This window comes from Bifidobacterium hominis, assembly GCF_040095915.1.
In the GTDB taxonomy this organism is placed as follows: Bacteria; Actinomycetota; Actinomycetes; order Actinomycetales; family Bifidobacteriaceae; genus Bifidobacterium; species Bifidobacterium hominis.
In genome coordinates, this window is sequence record NZ_JBBMFR010000006.1 from 105,693 (window position 1) to 126,594 (window position 20,902).

A 20,902-nucleotide genomic window follows, 5' to 3' on the forward strand; every position below is an offset into this window, starting at 1 on the left:
GTCAACAGGCCTTTCATGTGGTCTTAGATCGCGAAACTTAGCTGCGAACCGATCCCTTTTCTATCAGCGCGCAATGGATCTTCGCAGGAATCGGCGAATCCAACGGCGGCATGGGAGCGGTGGTATTCGGCCAAGACGAACTGTCGACGGGCTTGCGTTCGATCATCGAAATAAGCTTGCATGCGGCCCAATAACCCATCTCATAGTGGGGCAGTTCCACCGTGGTCAGCTGCGGTTCCAGCGTTTCGGCGAGCACGCGGTGGTTGTCGACGCCGACGATGGAAACGTCCTTGCCGACGGTCAGTCCGCGGCGTGCCGCACATTCGTACACATACCATGCGCGCGCATCATTGAAACAAAAGAAACCGTCGGGATTGCGTTCGTCAAACAGTTTGTCGACGGCACGCAACGCAGGACCATTATTGAGCACATTGCATACCAGCGAAGGATCATAGGCGAAACCGGAATCCTGCAATGCCGCCTGATACCCGGAAAAACGGCCATCCTGCGCAATCATGTTTTCCGAGCATCCGATGTAGGCGATACGCTTGCAATCGGCCTGAATCAGCCGTTTCGTGGCATCATAGGCGATTTGGAATTCGTCCGGCTCGATGCTGGGAATCTGGTTGTTGGCATCGGTGGCATCCACCATCACCACCGGATAATCGCCGAGCGAGGCTGGCACGCTCGCAATGCGATTCGACATCTTCGAATAGAAGAAACCGTCCACGCCATACCGTTTCAGCGTGGCGATTTCGTTCTCTTCGCTCGCCCTGCCATCGGTGCTGACCGTGATGATCATGTACCCGTAGGTGCTTGCCGCGTCTTGCGCGCCCAGAATGATGCCGCCTGCGTACGGCGTGGTGGCAACTTCCTCGCTGATGAAGCCGAGAATTCGCGTGCGGCAAGTGCGTAGGCTGCGCGCCAGAGGATTGACCGTGTAGCCGAGTTCGTCTGCCTTCTCGCGTACGAGCGCGGCCAAAGGGGCTTTCACACGTCCTTCATCCCTGCCGTTAAGCACCAGGGAAACAGTGGAAATGGACACCCCTGCCGCTTCGGCAATTTCCTTCATCGTAGTCATATTCGCTACACTATACCCAAATCAATAAGAAAAGCGCGCCATTCCTTATAAATAGCGCGCTTTTCGATTTTTCTGACGATCTAACAGTTTATTGCCTGATTTATTCCGACAGGATTTCGTCCACAAGTGCCTGCTTGGCGTGGATCTGACCTTCGAAACCCGGGCGAATGTCGAGACGGATCACCACGTCGGTGCGATAGCCCTGGCCAGCCAGCTTCATGGTGGCGTCGCGAATCACCTTGAGCACGTCGTCGATGTCGCCTTCGATGTTGGTGAACATGGCGTTGGTTTCACTCGGCAATCCGGATTGACGGATCACGTCGACCGCCTGCGCCACGTACGTGGACTTTTCAGGGCTTGCGCCGGCGGGGGAGATGGCGACTGCGGCAAGCGTGTTGATATACGGTTTGCCGGTTTCCGGGTTGATCGGCACTTCCTGCTTTTCCGCATTGCGATCAAGGGTCATGTTCGTTCCTTTCGTTGCGTTCCTATCGGCCTGATACGACTTGGATTGGCTGGTGCGGATTTGGCTGTCAGCGCCATTTCCAAGCGTGATCCATCGGTCCGGATCCGTGACCGAGGTCAAGCTGCGCCTCCAAGGCGCCCGTCAGATACAGTTTTGCACTATCGACGGCTTCCGGCAATGTCTCGCCAAGCGCCAGATGCGATGCGATCGCCGAAGACAGCGTGCATCCGGTGCCATGCGTGTTCGGATTATTGATACGACGCGCGCGGAACCAAGTGACTTTGCCGCTCGGTTCAACGAGCACATCGCTGGCATCCTGCGTGCCATGACCGCCTTTGACGAGCACCGCGCAGCCGAAATGGCCGGCGAGCATATGGCCTGCCGTCACCATGTCGTTCTCACTGGAGATGCTTTCGCCATTCTCGTAGTCGATCGCGTCGGCACCCTGTTCGACGGCCAGCTCGCACAGCGCCTGGGTCTCCGGCATATTCGGCGTGATGACGGTGGCCAGCGGGAACAGCTTGGAAGTCAGTGCCGCAATCGCGTCGCCTTCGATAAGCTTCGCACCGGATGTTGCCACCATCACCGGATCAAGCACAATATTCGTGGCATCATGCGCAATCAGACGGTCGGCGATCACGTTGATGAGCTCCACGCTCGACACCATGCCGATCTTCACCGCGACCGGCGGAATATCTTCAAATACTGCGTCGATTTGCGCGGCGAGCATTTCCGGAGGAGTGTTCGTGACCATGGTCACGCCTGTGGTGTTCTGCGCGGTCAGCGCCGCGATGGCGGTCATACCGAACACGCCATTGGCAAGCATGGTTTTCAAATCCGCCTGAATGCCGGCACCACCGGAGGAATCCGATCCCGCGATGCTCAATACCGGTGCCAAAGTGCTGGTCATGAATGACTCCTTACTTGCTTTTGCTTGCTTATGATGCGAAGTTCTGAAATATTCGTGATCCGTGATTGCTATTTGCGCAGTACGTGCCCATGCTTTGCATCACCGCGCACTGCCTTCCATCGCGAAACCATATTGCGGGTCGCCTCTTCCGGATCGCTTGCGCCGGCAATGGCCGACACCACAAACCAGCCGGCCGCCTTCGAATGTGCGAGCATCTCCATATCGTCGGCGGTCACTCCACCGCCGACCACAACCGGAAAATCACTCGCATCGCAGATCGCATTGATCTGCGCCTCGTCGAGCGTATGCCCGGAACCATCGTTGCCACCAACGGAAGCTTCCGGCTTGGTGGTGGACACGTGCAACGGGCCGGCCCCGATGTAGTCGATGCAGCCGGCAGGCAGCCCGTTGATCAGCTTCACCAGGCTTTCCGTTTCGGCAGACAAGCCCACAATGGCATCTTCCCCAAGCAACGCGCGGGCTTCCTGCGGTTCCAAGTCGGTTTGCCCAATATGCACGCCGTCAACTTTGATGCCCTTGTGACGTGCCTGCCAAACTACATCCACGCGATCGTCGATCACAAACGCCACGGAATCGGATTTGCCGTTGTTCTCGATAACCTGCGCGATATCGCGTGCCATGCTGGTGATGTCTTTCGCGTCGGTGTTCTTGGCTCGCAGCTGGATGAACGTTGCACCCCCGCGCAACGCATCCTCAATCACACCGGTAATAGTACGGCTCTTGCAATCCTGCGGGCCGACCACAAAGTAGGCGCTCATATCGAATGTATCGCGCATCGATGCATATGAATAATTGTTCATATAATCAACCCTTCTCGGTAAGTGATTCAGAAAACCTACAATGTGAACCGGCAATCGTCCATATTTTCCACATACGCAATTGCCGAACCCTGCATGATATGCCGAATACCATGCAGGGTTCGGCAAGGCCTAGTCGATGATGATTTCGGAAGCGGCGACTTCCTCGGCGGTGACGTTCCAAAGCGCGTCAAGCAGCGCCACTTGGAAAGATCCGGGACCGGACGATTTCGCTTCGGCGATTTCGGAAGCCCTGTTATACAGCAATGATGCCGAAATCGCGGCGACAAGCGGTTCGGCCACGGCCAGATACGTTGCGGTAACGCCGCCGAGCGAACAGCCGGCGCCGGTGATCTTCGTCATCATCGCGCTGCCGCCGGGCAAACGGAACACGCGCTCGCCGTCAGTCACCAGATCGACTGCTCCGGAAACGGCCACCGCGCCGGCTCCAACAGGGGAGTATTTCGCAAGATGACGAGCCACTCGTTTGGCCGCGTCAACGGCGGAATCAACTTCGTCGACGGCTTCCACGCCTGCCGGGCGAGTGCCGGGAACGGTGGAATCATGCTGTGCCAGACCCCACATCGCATCGAGCGCGATGATTTCGCTCGCATTGCCGCGCACAATGGTCGGCGGGTATGTGCGGAACGATTCGAGAATGGCGGTACGGGTTTTGCCGATGCCCGCGGCGACCGGATCAAGTACCCACGTCTTGCCGTTCTTGTGCAGTTTGTAGGCGATTTCCGGTAGCGCGTCCTTGAAGAACGGCAGGAGTGTGCCCACATTGATGTAGTTCGATCCGGCGATTTCCGCGGTGTCGATCACGTCGTCAGGCAGGAAGCTCATGGCTGCGGTGCCGCCGGCGGCCAGCTGCGCGTTGGCCACAAGATTCATCGTTACGAAATTGGTGAACGACTGTGCCAAAGGTGTGGTTTCGCGTACGTCGTTTACTGCCTGCGCAATCTGTTCACGCAATGCAGCTGCATATGAGTCATCGCCCATTGTCTGCTCCCTACGTTGGTCCTAACCAACAGGTTCAAAGGGTCAGGCATTTGCCTATCTCAGCTTCCGCTTTCGCCGGAAGCCCCCCTGCATGTACATAACATATCTAACCTATACAAAGGTGCTGACAGTGGCACGTTTTGCATAAACGAACAATCGACACGTTCCAGTTGGATGCCGGTCCACTTGTTATCTGCGCGTTGCGCCGTCGGGCCAGTCGATTCCAGGATCGGGCGAATGCAATACGTTCTCGTAAATGTCGTTGCGCACGTAAATTTCGCAGGCGCCTTCCGACCATGTGCTTTTCCAAGGTGTCTTGGTTTCGGCGATTTTGATTTTCGTGTAATGGTTTCTGTCGTAACCAAGGTCGGAGAAGAAAAATGGCTGATACAGAGTGTCGTAGAATTCGGGTTCGCCCCACGATTTCCATGTTTCGATGTCTTTCTTTCCCGCATAGGGGTCAACGCACCATTCCCACGACGAATAGCTTCGTCCCTTGTATGCATTGGCAAGAAGCGTATGGTCGAAGTAAGGGGCTGAATCGATAAGGGTGCTGCCGTACCAAGAAGTGTAGTCGATGCAGTCGGTGCCGCCGCAATATCCGCCTTTGTCGATGATTTTGTTGATTTCTGGATTGGAAGCGGTGTCGTTCTTGCTGACGCGTGTCCAGCCTGCCATCCAACGGTATTGCTCCAAATGGTTGGTTTTGATAAAAGACGCTACCGCCCGGGAAGACGAATAGTCGTACCGAATATCGCAAATACTGGCGCTTGCCGTCCAATACACGCTGACAAGCATGAAGATAAGACCGAGGATTTTGAAGAAACGGAGATACCGTTCCGTTTTCTTCGGTCCAAGAAGAGTCATAACACGGTTGTTGAGATTACGGATCCACTGAGGCCAATCGTTGGAATTGTTTTTTTCGATATCGCAATCGATGGCGAGAATGGCGATGAAGAATCCCAAGATGATTCCCGCATGATGCATGGAAAGATGCGCGGTGAACGCAACGCTTATACCCAAGTATGTGGTGAGCAGCAATGATGCGGTTTTCCGGCGTAGGCAAATCTGAATAAGAAAACACCACATCAGGCATGACATTACGCACGGCATAAACAGCTCGCTTGGCGTGAGAGCGATGAACTGCATATTGCCATCCGACAGGGTTGAAGTGAACAACGTCTCGGAAGGCATTACCAGCCAGGTGTTGAAGGCGCCGCAGAGTTTTTCGAATTCCTCGAGGACCTGCACCTTGGCAAGAGCGTCTTCGAAGGTGATGACGCCCTTGTTGACGAGTCTCGCCAGATCTTGGTCAAGCGTATGCATGCCTTCCTTTTCGCTGGATTGCAGCACGGTACGAATCTGATGCGCCTTGCCTCCGCGAATCAACGCGGCCACGGCCGGAGTGTTGATCATCACTTCGGTGGCAGGAGCGCGGCCATGCCCGCTGGCACGTGGAATCAGGGTTTGCACGACCACCGCGCGCAGAGTGGAGGCCACCTGCACGCGAATCTGCTGCTGCTGATTTTCCGGGTACACGTCGATCAGACGGTCCACGGTCGAACCGGCGTCCTGCGTGTGCAGGGTGGCGAACACCAAGTGGCCGGTTTCCACGGCGGTCAACGCGGTGGAAATGGTTTCGAGGTCTCGAAGCTCGCCCACTTCGATAATGTCGGGATCTTCACGAAGCGCGCGTTTAAGCGCTTCCGCGAAACTTTTGGTGTCGGTGCCCACTTCACGCTGGCTCATCACGCAACGCTTGTGTTGATGCACGAATTCGATCGGGTCTTCAATGGTGATGATATGGTCGGCGCGTTCGGCATTCGCTCTGTCGACAATCGCGGCGAGCGTGGTGGATTTGCCGGAGCCGGTCGGACCGCATACGAGCACGAGTCCACGCGGCAGTAACGCCAGATCGGCGATATGCGGGTCGAGACCAAGCTCCTGCGCGGTTTTGATTTCCGTGGGAATGGTTCGTAATGCCGCGCACACGCCCAAACGGTCGCGGTATACGTTGGCGCGGAATCGCAGCAGATCGCCGATGGAGAATGAAATATCAAGTTCCAAATCGTCTTTGAACCGTTCCATCTCCAGCTCGTTGGTCATCACTTTGATGGCTTCATACGTGCGGTCCTTGTTCCACACGCTCAGCCCTTTGGCGGGGCGCAGCTTGCCATCCACGCGCAGCATTGGCGGATCGTTGACCACCAGATGAAGATCGGACGCGTTCAATTCCACCAGCTGGCATATGGCAGCCACGAATTCCGGATCCGCATCGGGATGTTCGGCATGCAATGTTTCTTTGACCTGTTGCGCTTTGATTCTGCGTTGTCCGGGAACAGCGTCCTCGTCGGAATCATTGGTTTCGGGCACTATGAAATCCACGATTAGCCTGTTGCTCATATTGGGTTGCGGTCTGGCAGCGGGCGCAGACTGCGCAATATGGTTGATGGCGGAAGGCTGCATGGTCTGCGTGTGCTCCTCGTACGCCGCATAGTCGTCCGGCTGTTGCGCGAACGGCGTGCCGCCTGGAATGAATGATGGCGGATCGCCGTCGATTTGCTGGATCGGTCCATGATACTCGAATGCAGGGGTGACTTCCGTCACGTCATCGTCGAATTGCAGATTCTGCTGATCCACGGCTTCGTTTTCCGGGGTTTCCGGAAAAGCGGTGTCGTAGGAGAGTTCCTGTTGTTCTGCAATGAGCGGTGTTTCCGCAGGCCGTGTCGGAGCGGGCTGCGGTTCCGCTACAGATTGTGATGCAACGGCTTGCGGGGCAGCTGACTGTTGCATAGACTGCCGCTGTGCGCTCTGTTGAGGCTCGGCCGCCTGCTGTTGCTCGACCGCGGCCTTAGGCATGGGGTCGGGAACGGTACCGGAACCATGCCGCAACGCGGGCATGGCGTCAAGCGACGCGAAAATATTGCGCAAACTGTCATCGTCAGCCTGAATCGCATTGTCGGGCGACCAATGGCGTCCCCTACGCGGATCCTCGTTGAATGAAGGAGCGGTACTGGGAATGGTCACACCTTTCAAACCAGACAAATCGGTGTTCGCATCCCAAGTCGGCTGCGCATCGGGATCCGTCGCGGTGTTCATTTCGGTTTTCAGCTCGGGTTGCTGTTCAATATCGGTCATCATTGTCCTTTACATATGTTGAAAACGCGGTCACACGATTACACAACTACACGGTCACGCGAAGCACTTCATCCACGGAAGTAATGCCTTGCAGAACCTTCTGCCAGCCATCCTCACGAAGCGACGTCATGCCTTTCGACTTGGCCGCCTGCTCGATTTCCAGCGACGTGGCGCCACGCGCGATCAAATCCTCCATCTGCGTGTCCACGCCCATTACCTGCTGAATGGCCACACGCCCGTGATATCCGGTGTTGGAACATTCACGGCAACCCATCGCACGGTACACGGTCGGCAACGGAGAGCCGGGCGTATATGGCACACCCATCATCTTCAACTCCACGGGAGTGGCCGTATCGGCCTTCCGGCATTTCTTGCACAGGCGCCTCGCCAGACGCTGCGCCATCACCGCAGCCAGCGACGAGCTCACCAAAAACGGTTCCACGCCCATTTCCGTCAAACGCGTCACCGCACTCGGAGCATCATTGGTGTGCAACGTGGACAGCACCAAATGGCCCGTCAGCGAAGCCTCGATCGCAATGGTCGCCGTCTCCTCGTCTCGAATCTCACCGATCAGCACCACATCAGGATCGGCACGAAGAATCGAACGCAACGCGGCGGCAAAGGTCATACCCGCCTTATTGTTCACCTGCACCTGATTGATGCCCTCCATGCGGAATTCCACAGGGTCTTCAACCGTGATGATGTTGATTTCCGGGCGGGCCACATCGCCCAACGTCGCATACAACGTGGTCGACTTACCCGAACCGGTCGGACCAGTCACCAACACCATGCCGTACGGGCGGTTGTACGCTTTGGAAAACACATCGAAATTGCGTTCGCTGAAATTCAGATCCTCCACTTTGAGATTGCCCGAAGGCGTGCTCAAAATACGCATGACGATTTTCTCGCCCCACACCGTAGGCAATGCCGCCACGCGAAGATCAACCTTCTGACCGTTGTGACGTACGGTAATACGGCCATCCTGCGGCTTGCGGCGCTCGCCGATATCCATTTCGGCCATGACCTTAATGCGGCTGATCACACCTTGGGTCATGGCGCGTGGCGCTTTTTGGAAGATATGCAGCACGCCGTCGATGCGGTAGCGTACGAGCAGACCGTCTTCCTGCGGTTCGATATGGATATCGGAGCAGTGGTCGTCGATGGCCTGGTTGATGAGCAGACTTACGAAGCGTGCCACGGGGGAGGCGTCTTCGCTGTCGTCTTGTTCAAGGTCGACTTCTTTTTTCGCGGTCGCGGCGATCTCGTGCGATAGTTCGGTCAACTCCGCATTGGCGCGCAGGAACCGGTTGATGCAGTCGCGTACCTGCGATGGCATGGCGACCATGGCGATGACGGGCATGCCGGTTGTTGCGGAAACATCGTCTACCGCGGCGAAGTTTTTCGGATTCGCCATGGCTACGGCGATGCGCCCGTTGACGATGGAAAGCGGCAGAAGCTGGTTGCGTCGGCACAGATCGTCGGGAACCATGCTGATGACTTCTTTGTCGATCTGGTATTCGTTGAGGTCCACGAACGGCAGGCTCATGCCTTGCGCCAACGCCATGGCATATTGGCGTTCGGTCTGTTCGTCCATGCCCTCGGTGGACGTTGGCATGGCGGGAAAATCTCCGGTGACGTCGCTTGTCGTTGCCGCATGGCGTGGTGTGCTCGGCGCGAACACCTGATGGATCTCGCCGGTTGTCGGCGCGATCGGATCCATACTTTGCGGGAAAGCGTTCGGCGTGTCGCTGTTTTTGTTTCGCCTGAGGAAGGGGAAACGGCCTCCCGAACCGGCGTCGCTCATAATGACCTCCTGCACCGCATGCGCGCTTATGCGCCTGTCATACGGCATAACATGAAACCCCAAGCAAACGGCAGCATTTGTGGGGCGGCTGATGTTCAGTTGTTCGAAGTCATGTGAGCTACAACGATTGCAGTATTGTGTACTGCTAAATCAGCATTGTAGCCGCAAAAACAGGTAAAAGCTAATCGGGGCAAAGTTTTTTGAGAAATATGTTGCTGTGAAAACGTTGGCAGAATATCGTGATACAGTAACTCATGTTTATGGCACCGCGTTTGGTTGCGTGCCGAATTCCTGCCGCTTCCAATGATGGGGTGGCATCTTGTGAAGGAGCTGCTCATGGAGTACAGCTTGCGCACAGCGGGAGACGCCCCCGATTCAGGGGTTGCGGCGAGTCGCGTCAATCGATTGCCAAAACGTGGCGAGTCCGGCTTCACGTTGGTGGAAGTGCTGGTGGCGATCGTGGTGTTGAGCATTACGGGACTTGCCGCCGCACAGTTCGCCATTACGGCCATTCGCACGTCATATGCGCAGCAGCAGCGGTCCACCGCCGTGTCGCTGGGCGACGACGGCATGGAAAGAATGCGTGCGCAGATCGCCAATGTAGACGCCAACCAATATCTCGATGAACTCATCAAAGGCATGGGGGAAACGTCCGTCACCGACGCGCAGAAGAATCTTTCCGACGTTGGCGCCATCGCGTCGCAATTGGCGGATCTGAGCTATACCAGTTCGCCTGATCCAGACAAGAGCAAGTATATTCAGCCGGTTCGTGCCACTGCGGGCAAGGACGCCAAGCATACCGAATACACGGTGAACACGGTGGTAGAGCGCTGTTTCCGTGCCAGCGGCGAGATCTCGTGCAAGACCGCATCTCAGCTGGGCATTTCCCGTAGTTCCGCAACAAGCTATACGGCCAATACCTCAACAAGCGCCACGGCCGACATTCTGGATCCGGGCAAAACGGTATCGGGCGCGTTCACGTTCGGTGCGCACACGTATATGCCCATGATCCGCGTGGTGGTAGGCGTCACATGGGACGACAACATGCATCAGGGCAAAACCTGCCTGTACACCACGTCGGAACTGCTGGATATTGGCGTCGACAACAAGCTCATCATCTAGTGAGGGGTTGCAATGAGCGGAACAACAAGCGGAAAACTGCGTATTCGCGCCGTCGCGCAACGTATGGCGCGCGGTGAAAGCGGCGTCACCTTGGTGGAGATGATGGTGTCGCTGTTCATCTTCGCCATCGTCTCCACCATGTTCACCACGGCGATCGTGCAATACCTGCATTCCACCAGCGCGGATGCGATACGAAGCAGGTCTTCCACGGAAATAGCCACGTCGGTGCAAAGCCTCGACCGGTATGTGCGCTACGCGGAGGGTGTTGAGTATGACGCCACGAACCATACGCTCACCATGGTCACTCCGGGGGATTCTGGTGCGAAGCAGTGCGTGGTGATCACGTACCAGGACGCCACGTGGAAGAACGGTACGGTAAGCGATTACGGCAGCGTGAAGGTAAAAACGAAGCCGTATGATGCGTCCGTCACGTCATGGAGCACGCGCGCGGTGTTGGGGTCGGTAATGAACAACGAGTCGGGAGGCACGTCTGATGATTCGCTGTTCGCCTCGCGATTATTCACGGTGGATGGCACCAATCGGGTGGTGCGTTATTCGCCGGTGACGGGGTCGTATGTGAGCGGCAAGCCGGTCACGTCGAATACGTCCACGTCGTTCACCGCACGCAATGTGAAATCGGGTGGAACTGCAATCGATTTCACTCCGTGTGGCTGAGTGTTCCGCTAGATCTTGCGGCAGACGGCTGGTTCCTTATGGAGCCAGCCGTTTTTTGTTGCCCCCGTCAGCACCCTGCGACACGCCCGAAAAGGGTGGTTATTCCAGTTTTTTCAAAAAAACGTGACTGCAAAGATTTGCTGAGCGATTGTACTGAAAAACAAGCTATTTGTGGTGTTGTATTTTTTGTTGCACGATTTTGGTTTTGTGTTGTACCTTTTGTGTCCGCTTGAAAAAGTGTGATTTGCTTGATGGTTGTGAAGGGGGTTGTGGGGTAAACTAAAGCGCTTTTGTGCGGATGAAGGATGAGGGGAAAATGAATCGAAAATGAAACGCTCGTAAAACGATTGACGCCGGAATAATGGTTCTGCAAACGATGTCAATGCGGATAAAGTTAGGACTGTTGGTTATGTGAGCCAGCAGCCCCCACAAGGGGACGATCGATAGAAGAACGCCGCGAAGCTCCATCGTGGGATGCGAGCGGCGACCTTTCCCGAAGGAAAGAAGGATTCAATTATGAAGAGCGTGCGCAACGCACTCAACCGCCGCGCCAAGGGCGAAAAGGGCTTCACCCTCGTCGAGCTGCTCGTGGTGGTCATCATCATCGGCATCCTCGCCGCCATCTCCGTGCCGATCTACCTGAACCAGCGCAAGTCGGCCTGGAACTCTCAGACCGAGTCCGACGTCAAGAACGCCAGCCTTGTGATGGAAACCATCATGACTAACAATAATGGGAAAGTTCCGACTCTGAAGGCTTCTTCTTGCACCGGTTCGTCAACTAACAGCAAGTGCGACATCTATGATGGCAATGAAGTTACGGTGAGCGATGGCGTCACTATCGTGATTACTGCGACGGCGGGTGCTGGAACTTATACGGTCGAGGGCACCAACTCGAACAACACGGGCTGCAAGAACTATGTCTATAATTCGGCAAATGGTTCCGTCAGCAGTACAGATCATAAGGATTTGGTTGCGAAGCAAGACTGATTGCCCCGCTGACTATGGGATCTAAAGGTATCGGAGCGTATGAGGTATCGCTCCGATACCTTGTTCCATATCCATATTCGTTCTATTGTTCGTCAATCATTCCATGGGGGAGTAATGGCCAGGGAACAGGCGCAAGTGGCATTTCAAAACGGCACCAAGAAGTGGCGTTACAAGGGTGTTTCCGCTGACGGCCGCACCAAGCAGAAGGGCGTTATCGAAGCGCAGACGCGAGATCAGGCCATCGATCGCGTGAATAAGCTCGGTCTGATTCCAACGGAACTTGTTGACGTGAACGCAGGCACCGGTCTCAATACCAATATTGAAATCAAAGCGTTCGAAAAATATCCAAGCAAAAAAGACTTCGCGGTTATGTCACGTCAGCTTGCCACCATGGTGGCGGCAGGCGTCTCCCTGATTCGCGCACTGAATATCGTTACTGAACAAATCGGAAATGTGAAACTGCGCAATGCGGTACGTGACTGCATGCAGCAGGTTGAGGCGGGATCATCGTTTTCCGAAGCAATGGACAATAATCCCGACCATCTGTTCCCGCCCATTATGACCAACATGGTGCGGGCCGGCGAAACCGGCGGCTTCCTTGACAAATCCCTGATTACCGTGGCCGACAGCTTTGAAGCGGACGTGCGTTTGCAAGGTCAGATCAAAGGCGCACTGGCTTACCCGGTGGTGGTGCTCGGCATTGCTGTGCTGCTGGTGGGCGTGATGCTGCTGACCATCGTGCCCATGTTCGACAGCATGTATGCGTCGATGGGCGCGGAACTGCCATGGGTCACGCAGATCATGGTTGATATGGGCAAGGCCGCACCGGTTGGCATTCCCGTGATCATTGTGTGCGCGGTGGCGTTCGTCATGTTTTGGAAGCGCAATCGCAACAAAGACATCATTCGTACCTGGTGGGATCCGTTCACGTTGAAGGCGCCCGTGTTCGGCAAACTGACCACCAATGTGGCATTGGCGCGATTCTGCAACAATTTCGCATCCATGCTCGCTTCGGGCGTGCCCATTCTGCAGGCTCTTGACATTGTCGGATCCACATCCGGCAATTATGTAATCGACGAAGCGTCCAAACGAGTGTCTCGACTCGTGGAACGCGGCTATAGGCTGGCGGACAGTATGGGTACCGAAAAAGTGTTCCCGAACATGATGGTGCAGATGGCGGCGATCGGTGAGGATTCCGGCGCCATCGACCAGATGCTCGCCAGCGCGGGCAAAGCGTATGACGAAGAAGCGCAATCCATCGCCAAACAGCTCACTTCGTTGCTGGAACCGTTGATGATTCTGGTGCTCGGTAGCGTGGTCGGCTTCATGGTGGTGGCATTGTACATGCCGATGTTCTCCATGTTCGACGCCATCAACGGGCAAGCGTAAGCGAAAGCGGGAAGGTTGAACATGAAGAACGGATTGTGGGCCGGACTCAGCCGCAGGTATCGTGCCAGATTATGCCAACGCATGGGGGAGCGGGGCGCGGCCATGATGCTCGCGGTACTGTTCGTAATGGTGGTGTTCACCACGTCGGCACTGGTAATGACCATACTGCTTTCGCAAGCATTGCCGTACAGGAATAATAAGGAGAACGCGCAAGTCGGGTATGCCGCCGAATCTGGACTCGAAGTGGCATTGAGTTTCCTGCGCGAAGCGGAAGCAAGCAAGGACTATAAGAAACTGCTACCGTCGACCGCATCAAACACTGGCAATGCCAGCTTGGATGAGACCTTCACTACAGCATCGGACGGGTCGGTGCTGCTCAACAATGCGGAAGTCAGCAACGACGTGTCGGCAACGGGCGTGAGCTCGTTCACTCCAGACGATATCTCGTACCGAGTGCAAATCGGATATTATGACGACGATCCAAGCTCATCGCCGGCCAAACGACTCACATCCGAAAGCGAGCTGAAGAACGCGAAATATGCGTGGGTGCGTTCCTACGGGTATATCAACAGGTATCCGAATGGGCGAAGCGCGGGTACGGAAACCAGCGCGCGCCGAGCCATGAGCGCCATCTACCAATTCGAGACAGCGAGCGGTGATGACAGCTACGTGATTTCCACCAAGGGTGGACGTCTCGGTATGGGCTTCTACGCGGCAGCGCCAAACAACGAGCGCCGTACCAACCAGCCGACCTGGAAGGAAATCGCCTCATATGATGTCGATGAGAACGGTGATCCGACCGGCATGGTGAACTATGTCAACAAGCCTGGCTCCAAGAATGCGGCCGACGCCATGAGCAATACCATCACTATGAATCCGGCAAACCAAACTTGCATGCTTGCCACCACCAAGCCTGTAGACAAGGTCGAAACGCTTGACGCCATGCTTGACCCGAACGGCAAGCCGGTGGAAGGATCGGCGTTGGTGATTCTTATGCAGGCGCATAAGAAAGACTCCAGCAGCGACGACCTGTATTACACGGAACAGTGCAAAGCCAACGGCGCCTACAAAGACCTGAACACATGGGTGTATTGGAAGGATGATTCCATTCGCCCTGCATCCAATCTGACATTGTGCGTTACCGGAGCTGACATTACGCATGTTGGCGGAGGCACTGCAGGAGCCGCCACATTGCAGAAATGCGGCGAGTCGTACGGCCCCAACTACCAAAGCGACTATTACACCGATCCTGACAAGAAAGCGCAGCAAGACGAAAAGAACGATCCGTCAAGCCTGCTCAACAAATACCAGAAGTGGGCGTTCTATAACGGTTTCATCAATGCGGGCTACTACAACGAGCTAGATAGCGTGCGCGATGAGGCGAACAAGTATGATGCGTCTCTGCCGGAATCGCAAGGCTATGCCGTTGGCGGTGTGCAAATGCAGAAGAAGACCCGCTTCCAAGTGTTGGAAGTTTCCAACAAGGCGAATGTGGGCGCCACTATTCAATATCTGAGCGGCGGTCACTGGGCGTCCAACGTCGATGATGCTGCCGATTTGACTCCGCATTTCCTGATGGTGTCGAAGTGGGATTATTCGCTCACCGACGTGAAATCCTGGTTCGACGTGAACGGTGATTTCGAAGACGCCACCGCATCGTTCGGACAGGCGGGAGAAGCCGGCTATGCCACGAAGCAGATCGTCAATGAAACGTCCGGATTCTGCATTTCGTCATCGCAAGACGGATTCGACGCATACACGTCAACCTGCCGAGTGGGTGGCGGTGATTTCAACCCATACTGCTACCACAACACCATCAATGGCAATCCGGCGCAATCATCTTCCGATCTGCATCAGATCGACTACTGCGGGGTGTCCGATTCCACCAAGCGTAAAACCGATCAGGCCGAATATGTTGAAGACACGTCGAGTGACGGCAGTGGCGTGAACACGCAGATTTGGACGATGGTGAACGGGTCGAAGCGTTGCTATGGGTTCGGCGGTTCGGGCAAATTCCAACTTATGGAATGCTCGGCTGCGCCAACATTCACCCGATACAACGAAAAAGCGTCTGACGAGCACAGTAAAGGTACGTTCCAACTCAACGGTCAATGCCTGACGGAAGTGTATCCGGGAGACAAAATCGACGGCAATCCCTCATACTCCGGACGTATCGACGGGCATGCCGACGTGATTATGGCCAAATGCGGATCGTCACGAGACTTTTTGAACCGAGAAATCAAATCGCAGGTGTGGAATGCCTCGGTTAACCTCGGAACAGGCGGCTCAGGCGGCGGCGTGATTTATGGCGGTGGTAGTTCTACCACATTGGAGCCATCCTCCACCAAAGGCTACGTGACATCCAAAGAACTGAACCCGTCCACTATCGCATGGTGAGCGCTGCGCGAGATGGATGTGAACATGAGCATTGTGAACGATACGCCAACTGTGGTGCTGCTACTCGTGGCATCGCTGGTAATCGGCTGCATTTTCGGATCGTTTCTGAACGTGGTGATTTGGCGCGTGCCCAACCACATCAGCTTGGTAAATCCGAAACGCAGTTTCTGCCCGAACTGCGAAGCCCCGATCGCATGGTATGACAATATTCCCATCATTTCTTGGCTGGTGCTCGGCGCGAAATGCCGGCATTGCAAAGAGCCGATCGCCGTACGCTACCCGATTGTGGAAGCGTTGGGCGGACTGTCGTTCCTCGCCGTCACCTTGGGGGCGCTATTCGGCGCGTATTCGCCATGGATATTGCCGGAACTCTACGTATTCGCAGCGGTTTCGATCGTGATCGCATATATTGATCTCGACCATCATCTGATCCTCAATGTTGTGCTATTGCCAACGCTGATTGCAACACTGGCACTGCTGGCTTTGGCATCACTCGGTACGAATGAGTGGAACAGGCTCGGTCGCGCTGTGATATGTGCGATAGTGCTCGGCGCGTTCTACCTATTGCTTTCCATCATATGGAAAGGTGGCATGGGCGATGGCGATATCAAACTTGCGTTCATACTTGGCTTGATTGCGGGCTGGCTCGGATGGTCGCAATTCATCATCGGGGCGTTCGCAGCCTTCTTTATTGGAGGATTCTTAAGTCTTGTGCTGATTATCGGCAAAAAAGTCGATATGCATGGAGGCATACCGTTCGGACCGTCCATGCTGCTCGGCATATGGCTTGGCATATTCGTCGGGGCTCCGATCGCCACACTGTACTTGCAAGTGACGGGACTCGCCTGAACCAATCCCCAGCCAACCTGCAACACGTTATATATAAGGAGAGAGCATGAGATCAATAACGGCGCTGTCGATCGCGAACGACGCCATCCGTGCGGCGGTCATAGCAGACCCGTATTCGGATCTGCCCACCATCAAGCATTTCCAGGCGATCCCGTTGCCGAACGGAGCCGTAGTGGATGGCGAAGTGGTCGACCATGATGTGGTGGCCGGACTGCTGAACACACTGGTGAAGCGATTCAAATTCCCCCGCGAGGACACGGCTCTCGTCTACTCCAGCCGACGCATGGTGTTTCGCGAGGCGGACTTTCCCTACATGTCGCTGAACGATCTGAAATCCACCTTGCCTTTCCAAGCCAAAGGCATGATTCCGCTGCCTATTGAGGAATCCGAGCTCGACTTCGTGCCATTGAACGTCATCGACAGCGAACAAGGCAAACAGTTGCACGGCATACTCGTGGCGACATTGCGTAACGGACTGGAAAAAACCGCGCGCACAGCCGAAGACGCGGGATTTGTGATCACATCGATCGATGCGGGCCCGTTCGCGCTTGCCAGACTGTTCGCCGACACCAACCAGCAGCAGACCGAAGCGGTGGTCAACATCAGCGGCAACGGCACCGACGTGATCGTGCTCGAAAACGGGCAGCCCGCCTACATGCGCGTCGTGCCATCCGGCGCGGATGACGTGACTGACGCCATCGCCAACGCGCTCAGTATCTCATTCGAAGACGCCGAACGCATCAAAAACCAGATCGGCCTGCAAAACGTGACCGGCGACGAACGACTCGAAAAAGCCGAGGAAGTCATCCGCGAAACCACGGCGCAGCTGATCGTCGGCATCCGCAATACGCTCAACCTGTACGACGTGGACCATGCGGGCGGCACCATCAGCGGCGTGGTGCTTACCGGAACCGGCGCACGACTGATCGGACTGCCGCCGGTATTGGCCAGTTCCATCAACAAAGTGGTGCGGATCGGCGACCCCTTCATCCGTTTCCGGCTTTCCAAAGAAGTGGAACGGCAGAACATCATGGCGCACGCGATCGATTTGGGCGCAGTGCTTGGACTGGTAATCGGAAAGAAGCCGAGGTGAACGGACGATGAGCAGAAAAAACAACGGAAGCATGAAGCAGATCGGCAGCTCCCACCGCGGTCGACGCGGCAAAATCAAGGATAATCCGAATCCTGAAACCAGTGATGGCGAGAAAACCTCGATTTTGTCGATGAATATTTCCGACATCGGCAAAGCGCTGCGTGCGAGCAGTTCGAAAACCTCCAAAAAGGCTGATCTGCCCGCCGAATGGAATGTGCGCGCCAACCTGCTGCCACGTTCCATCGTGACGCTCAACCGTGATCGTGCCATCAAATACTTGCTGTCATACGTGCTTATCGTGGTGGCGGTTGCGGCCATTGCCATCAGCGCGGGCATGGCGGTGCGCGTGAGCTGGGCCGACCATCGCGTGGAGGAGGCACAGGCGAAAACCCTGTCGTTGCAGAAGGAAAAGGCGGAATTCAAAGACGTGGAAGACACGTTGAACTCGCTGTCCGATTCGCAAAGGTCACGTATCGCCGCGCTCTACGACGAAATGGATTGGATGAAGGTGGTGGATTCGCTCAATGGCGCGCTGCCAGCCGGAGGCCAGTACACGAACCTGTCGTTGAGCAGCTTCCAGATTGGCGGGTCTGACGCTTCTTCGCATAGCGCTACATCTTCAGTATGGTCTGGGAATGGTGTGATTTCCGTTGATTTTACCGTTCTTTCTCCAGATTTCATATCTGCAAAAGATTTTATCGGTAATTTTGCTGCAATTCCTACCTATAAAACAGGCTATGTGAGTTCCATTACCGAAAACAGCGATGAAAACGGCACCACCTATACATACACGGGAACGGTGTCGTTGAAGATGGATACCAATACCACGTCACGAAGCGACAACGCGGCCGGTGCTGACGAAGCCAACCGAGCATTGCAGCAGCAGCTACGCGACAGCCTGAACAAAGCCGCGGCAGGGGAGTCGACTGATACTACCGACAGCGCGACCGCAACTGACGAAACATCCAATGAATGATCGGGAGCAATCATGAACAAGCATAAAATCGCATGGATCGCATTGGCCGCAGGTATTGTCTTCGTCATCATGCTGACATGGCTGGTCGGCGTTTCCCCGCAAATCAGCCATATCAAATCATCCGACGCGCAAACTGCGCAAATCGATGAGAACAATAAGGAAACACGCGACGAAATCGAAACATTACGCATCGCCAGCGAAACGATCGGCCTGCAGAAAGACCGTTTGCGCCAGTTGCAGCGGCAGATTCCAGACGGCTATAACCAGCAGGAATTCATCAATTCGTTGGATGCGTCCGCTGCGGGAACCGGCGTCGCCATCAAATCGGTGAATTTCGATGATGCGGTCGACGCCGACATTCCAGCTGAAATGCAAGGTACCATTCAAGCCGGTCAGCTGGTGCAGGTGTCGGTAAGTATCACCGCCACGGGAAGCTATGATGCCATGCGTAATTTCGTGGCATCCGTGCAGAACATCAACCGTATCGCCGTGCCAGAAAATGTGACCTACACACTTGACAGAAACGGTGACGAAACGAAAAATGCCGTGGTGATCGATTGCAAGATCTGGTCGCTATTGCTCGACAACGACACGGTTGAAGACGAGAACGCCACGAAACAGTAACGCGGGTGGCGTTCTGTCACCGCGTAAAGGTAGGCTTTGCGCTTGTAAAGACCCCAAACCGTTCAAACCAGAAGGTGCATTGTGGCTGTATCCAAACTCGATGAAGTCGTATCCCTCGCCAAGCGTCGTGGCTTTGTTTTTCCCGCCGGTGAAATCTATGGTGGAACCCGTTCCGCGTGGGATTACGGTCCGCTCGGCGTTGCGCTGAAAGACAATATCAAGCGCGAATGGTGGCGTTCCATGGTCGTCACCCGTGGCGACGTGGTGGGCGTTGACACGTCCATTATTCTTCCGCCGGCCGTGTGGGTGGCTTCCGGTCACGTGTCCGTGTTCAACGATCCGCTGATCGAATGCCTCAACTGCCACAAGCGTCACCGCGCCGACAAGCTTGAGGAATCCTATGCCGAAAAGCATGGCGACAAGCTGCCGGAAAACGGCCTGAAAGACATTGTGTGCCCGGATTGCGGCACCCGTGGCAACTGGACCGAACCGCGCGACTTCAACATGATGCTGCGCACCCACCTCGGACCGGTCGAAGACGAGAACTCGCTGCACTACCTGCGTCCGGAAACCGCACAGGGCATTTTCGTGGACTTCAAGAACGTGATGACTTCTTCGCGTTCCAAGCCGCCGTTTGGCATCGCCAACATGGGCAAGTCCTTCCGTAACGAGATCACTCCGGGCAACTTCATCTTCCGCACCCGCGAGTTCGAGCAGATGGAAATGGAATTCTTCGTGGCTCCGGGCACCGATGAGGAATGGCACCAGTACTGGATCGACGCGCGTACCCAGTGGTACATCGACCTTGGTGTGAAGCCGGAGAACCTGCGCCATTATGAGCATCCGAAGGAGAAGCTGGCCCACTATTCGAAGCGTACCGTCGACATCGAATACAAGTTCGGCTTCCAGGGTTCCGATTGGGGCGAGCTTGAAGGCGTCGCCAACCGTACCGACTTCGATCTTTCCGCGCATGCCAAGCATTCCGGCGAGGATCTGAGCTACTTCAACCAGGCCACCGGCGAAAAATACGTGCCGTACGTCATCGAACCGGCCGCCGGCCTGACCCGTTCCCTCATGGCCTTCCTTGTTGACGCCTACGACGTTGACGAGGCCCCGAATACCAAGGGCGGCGTCGATAAGCGCACCGTGCTTCGCCTTGATCCGCGCTTGGCTCCGGTCAAGGCCGCTGTACTGCCGTTGAGCAAGAAGCCGGAATTGCAGACCGTGGCACACGATCTGGCCGCCGATTTGCGTCAGCATGACTGGATGATCGACTATGACGAGGCCGGTGCGATCGGTCGTCGCTATCGCCGTGAAGACGAAATCGGCACCCCGCTGTGCATCACCGTCGACTTCGACACGCTTGACGATCAGGCCGTCACCATTCGCGAACGTGATACCATGCAGCAGGAGCGCGTCGCACTCGACAAGGTGGCTGATTATGTGGCCGCACGTATTGGCGAGAAGCATGTACGTTACCCGCAGGTGCCGGTTGAGATGGGCGGCGAGGCTTGGCCTGAGTCCGTCAAGATCGCCGAAGCCGGTGGCTTGTATTAAAGCTGGATACTGGT

The 20,902-nt window shown here is 55.7% G+C and carries 16 protein-coding genes, 1 pseudogene and 1 riboswitch; of the genes and pseudogenes, 10 read left to right on the forward strand and 7 right to left on the reverse strand.

The window, feature by feature from the left end:
* Positions 1 to 37: 37 nt before the first annotated feature.
* The 7 genes and pseudogenes from WMO36_RS05785 to WMO36_RS05815 all read right to left on the reverse strand — a co-directional run bounded on the left by WMO36_RS05785 (position 38) and on the right by WMO36_RS05815 (position 9,219).
* Entirely contained in the window at positions 38 to 1,081 is a 1,044-nt protein-coding gene (locus WMO36_RS05785) for a LacI family DNA-binding transcriptional regulator (protein WP_349077128.1), read from the reverse strand.
* 100 nt (positions 1,082 to 1,181) lie between these two features.
* On the reverse strand, positions 1,182 to 1,547 hold the full coding sequence (locus WMO36_RS05790) for a thiamine-binding protein (protein WP_004220731.1): 366 nt from the start codon (positions 1,545 to 1,547) through the stop codon (positions 1,182 to 1,184).
* A gap of 67 nt (positions 1,548 to 1,614) precedes the next feature.
* Complete coding sequence (gene thiD, locus WMO36_RS05795) at positions 1,615 to 2,457, reverse strand: bifunctional hydroxymethylpyrimidine kinase/phosphomethylpyrimidine kinase (RefSeq protein ID WP_004220729.1); 843 nt, start codon at positions 2,455 to 2,457, stop codon at positions 1,615 to 1,617.
* A gap of 74 nt (positions 2,458 to 2,531) precedes the next feature.
* A pseudogene (locus tag WMO36_RS05800) lies at positions 2,532 to 3,278 on the reverse strand (thiamine phosphate synthase); the annotation flags it as partial.
* Between the two features lie 129 nt (positions 3,279 to 3,407).
* Positions 3,408 to 4,277, reverse strand: coding sequence for a hydroxyethylthiazole kinase (gene thiM / locus WMO36_RS05805; protein ID WP_004220724.1), 870 nt, complete (start codon positions 4,275 to 4,277; stop codon positions 3,408 to 3,410).
* Positions 4,268 to 4,376, reverse strand: a riboswitch (TPP riboswitch). (Overlaps the previous gene by 10 nt.)
* 90 nt (positions 4,377 to 4,466) lie before the next feature.
* Entirely contained in the window at positions 4,467 to 7,415 is a 2,949-nt protein-coding gene (locus WMO36_RS05810; protein WP_349077130.1) for a type IV pilus twitching motility protein PilT, read from the reverse strand.
* Positions 7,416 to 7,461: 46 nt separating this feature from the next.
* Positions 7,462 to 9,219: a GspE/PulE family protein gene (locus WMO36_RS05815; protein WP_226559990.1), complete on the reverse strand. Its 1,758-nt coding sequence runs from the start codon at positions 9,217 to 9,219 to the stop codon at positions 7,462 to 7,464.
* 336 nt (positions 9,220 to 9,555) lie between these two features.
* Here WMO36_RS05815 and WMO36_RS05820 point away from each other — a divergent pair, with 336 nt between their 5' ends.
* The 10 genes from WMO36_RS05820 to WMO36_RS05865 all read left to right on the forward strand — a co-directional run bounded on the left by WMO36_RS05820 (position 9,556) and on the right by WMO36_RS05865 (position 20,888).
* Positions 9,556 to 10,341 carry a type IV pilus modification PilV family protein gene (locus tag WMO36_RS05820; RefSeq protein ID WP_259302265.1) on the forward strand — a complete coding sequence of 262 codons (786 nt, stop codon included), beginning with the start codon at positions 9,556 to 9,558 and terminating at the stop codon, positions 10,339 to 10,341.
* 12 nt (positions 10,342 to 10,353) lie between these two features.
* Positions 10,354 to 11,016, forward strand: a complete 663-nt coding sequence (locus WMO36_RS05825) for a PulJ/GspJ family protein (protein ID WP_226565329.1) — start codon at positions 10,354 to 10,356, stop codon at positions 11,014 to 11,016.
* A gap of 516 nt (positions 11,017 to 11,532) precedes the next feature.
* Positions 11,533 to 12,003: a type IV pilin protein gene (locus WMO36_RS05830; RefSeq protein ID WP_065441165.1), complete on the forward strand. Its 471-nt coding sequence runs from the start codon at positions 11,533 to 11,535 to the stop codon at positions 12,001 to 12,003.
* A gap of 114 nt (positions 12,004 to 12,117) precedes the next feature.
* Complete coding sequence (locus WMO36_RS05835) at positions 12,118 to 13,392, forward strand: type II secretion system F family protein (RefSeq protein WP_117501669.1); 1,275 nt, start codon at positions 12,118 to 12,120, stop codon at positions 13,390 to 13,392.
* 21 nt (positions 13,393 to 13,413) lie between these two features.
* Positions 13,414 to 15,789, forward strand: a complete 2,376-nt coding sequence (locus tag WMO36_RS05840) for a hypothetical protein (RefSeq protein WP_349077134.1) — start codon at positions 13,414 to 13,416, stop codon at positions 15,787 to 15,789.
* 24 nt (positions 15,790 to 15,813) lie between these two features.
* Positions 15,814 to 16,638 (forward strand): prepilin peptidase, encoded by an 825-nt coding sequence (locus WMO36_RS05845; RefSeq protein ID WP_226669022.1) that lies wholly within the window; start codon positions 15,814 to 15,816, stop codon positions 16,636 to 16,638.
* 46 nt (positions 16,639 to 16,684) lie between these two features.
* Positions 16,685 to 17,731 carry a type IV pilus assembly protein PilM gene (pilM, locus tag WMO36_RS05850; RefSeq protein WP_055063528.1) on the forward strand — a complete coding sequence of 349 codons (1,047 nt, stop codon included), beginning with the start codon at positions 16,685 to 16,687 and terminating at the stop codon, positions 17,729 to 17,731.
* 7 nt (positions 17,732 to 17,738) lie between these two features.
* Positions 17,739 to 18,707, forward strand: coding sequence for a hypothetical protein (locus WMO36_RS05855; RefSeq protein ID WP_080789455.1), 969 nt, complete (start codon positions 17,739 to 17,741; stop codon positions 18,705 to 18,707).
* 12 nt (positions 18,708 to 18,719) lie between these two features.
* Positions 18,720 to 19,331, forward strand: a complete 612-nt coding sequence (locus tag WMO36_RS05860; RefSeq protein WP_004220695.1) for a type 4a pilus biogenesis protein PilO — start codon at positions 18,720 to 18,722, stop codon at positions 19,329 to 19,331.
* 81 nt (positions 19,332 to 19,412) lie between these two features.
* Positions 19,413 to 20,888 carry a glycine--tRNA ligase gene (locus WMO36_RS05865; protein ID WP_004220693.1) on the forward strand — a complete coding sequence of 492 codons (1,476 nt, stop codon included), beginning with the start codon at positions 19,413 to 19,415 and terminating at the stop codon, positions 20,886 to 20,888.
* Positions 20,889 to 20,902: the final 14 nt, after the last annotated feature.

Bases quoted from the DNA above. Each gene is read 5' to 3' on its own strand.
- WMO36_RS05785 (WP_349077128.1), bottom strand. From the start codon at position 1,081: ATGACTACGATGAAGGAAATTGCCGAAGCGGCAGGGGTGTCCATTTCC.
- WMO36_RS05790 (WP_004220731.1), bottom strand. From the start codon at position 1,547: ATGACCCTTGATCGCAATGCGGAAAAGCAGGAAGTGCCGATCAACCCG.
- thiD (WP_004220729.1), bottom strand. From the start codon at position 2,457: ATGACCAGCACTTTGGCACCGGTATTGAGCATCGCGGGATCGGATTCC.
- thiM (WP_004220724.1), bottom strand. From the start codon at position 4,277: ATGGGCGATGACTCATATGCAGCTGCATTGCGTGAACAGATTGCGCAG.
- WMO36_RS05810 (WP_349077130.1), bottom strand. From the start codon at position 7,415: ATGACCGATATTGAACAGCAACCCGAGCTGAAAACCGAAATGAACACC.
- WMO36_RS05815 (WP_226559990.1), bottom strand. From the start codon at position 9,219: ATGAGCGACGCCGGTTCGGGAGGCCGTTTCCCCTTCCTCAGGCGAAAC.
- WMO36_RS05820 (WP_259302265.1), top strand. From the start codon at position 9,556: ATGGAGTACAGCTTGCGCACAGCGGGAGACGCCCCCGATTCAGGGGTT.
- WMO36_RS05825 (WP_226565329.1), top strand. From the start codon at position 10,354: ATGAGCGGAACAACAAGCGGAAAACTGCGTATTCGCGCCGTCGCGCAA.
- WMO36_RS05830 (WP_065441165.1), top strand. From the start codon at position 11,533: ATGAAGAGCGTGCGCAACGCACTCAACCGCCGCGCCAAGGGCGAAAAG.
- WMO36_RS05835 (WP_117501669.1), top strand. From the start codon at position 12,118: ATGGCCAGGGAACAGGCGCAAGTGGCATTTCAAAACGGCACCAAGAAG.
- WMO36_RS05840 (WP_349077134.1), top strand. From the start codon at position 13,414: ATGAAGAACGGATTGTGGGCCGGACTCAGCCGCAGGTATCGTGCCAGA.
- WMO36_RS05845 (WP_226669022.1), top strand. From the start codon at position 15,814: ATGAGCATTGTGAACGATACGCCAACTGTGGTGCTGCTACTCGTGGCA.
- pilM (WP_055063528.1), top strand. From the start codon at position 16,685: ATGAGATCAATAACGGCGCTGTCGATCGCGAACGACGCCATCCGTGCG.
- WMO36_RS05855 (WP_080789455.1), top strand. From the start codon at position 17,739: ATGAGCAGAAAAAACAACGGAAGCATGAAGCAGATCGGCAGCTCCCAC.
- WMO36_RS05860 (WP_004220695.1), top strand. From the start codon at position 18,720: ATGAACAAGCATAAAATCGCATGGATCGCATTGGCCGCAGGTATTGTC.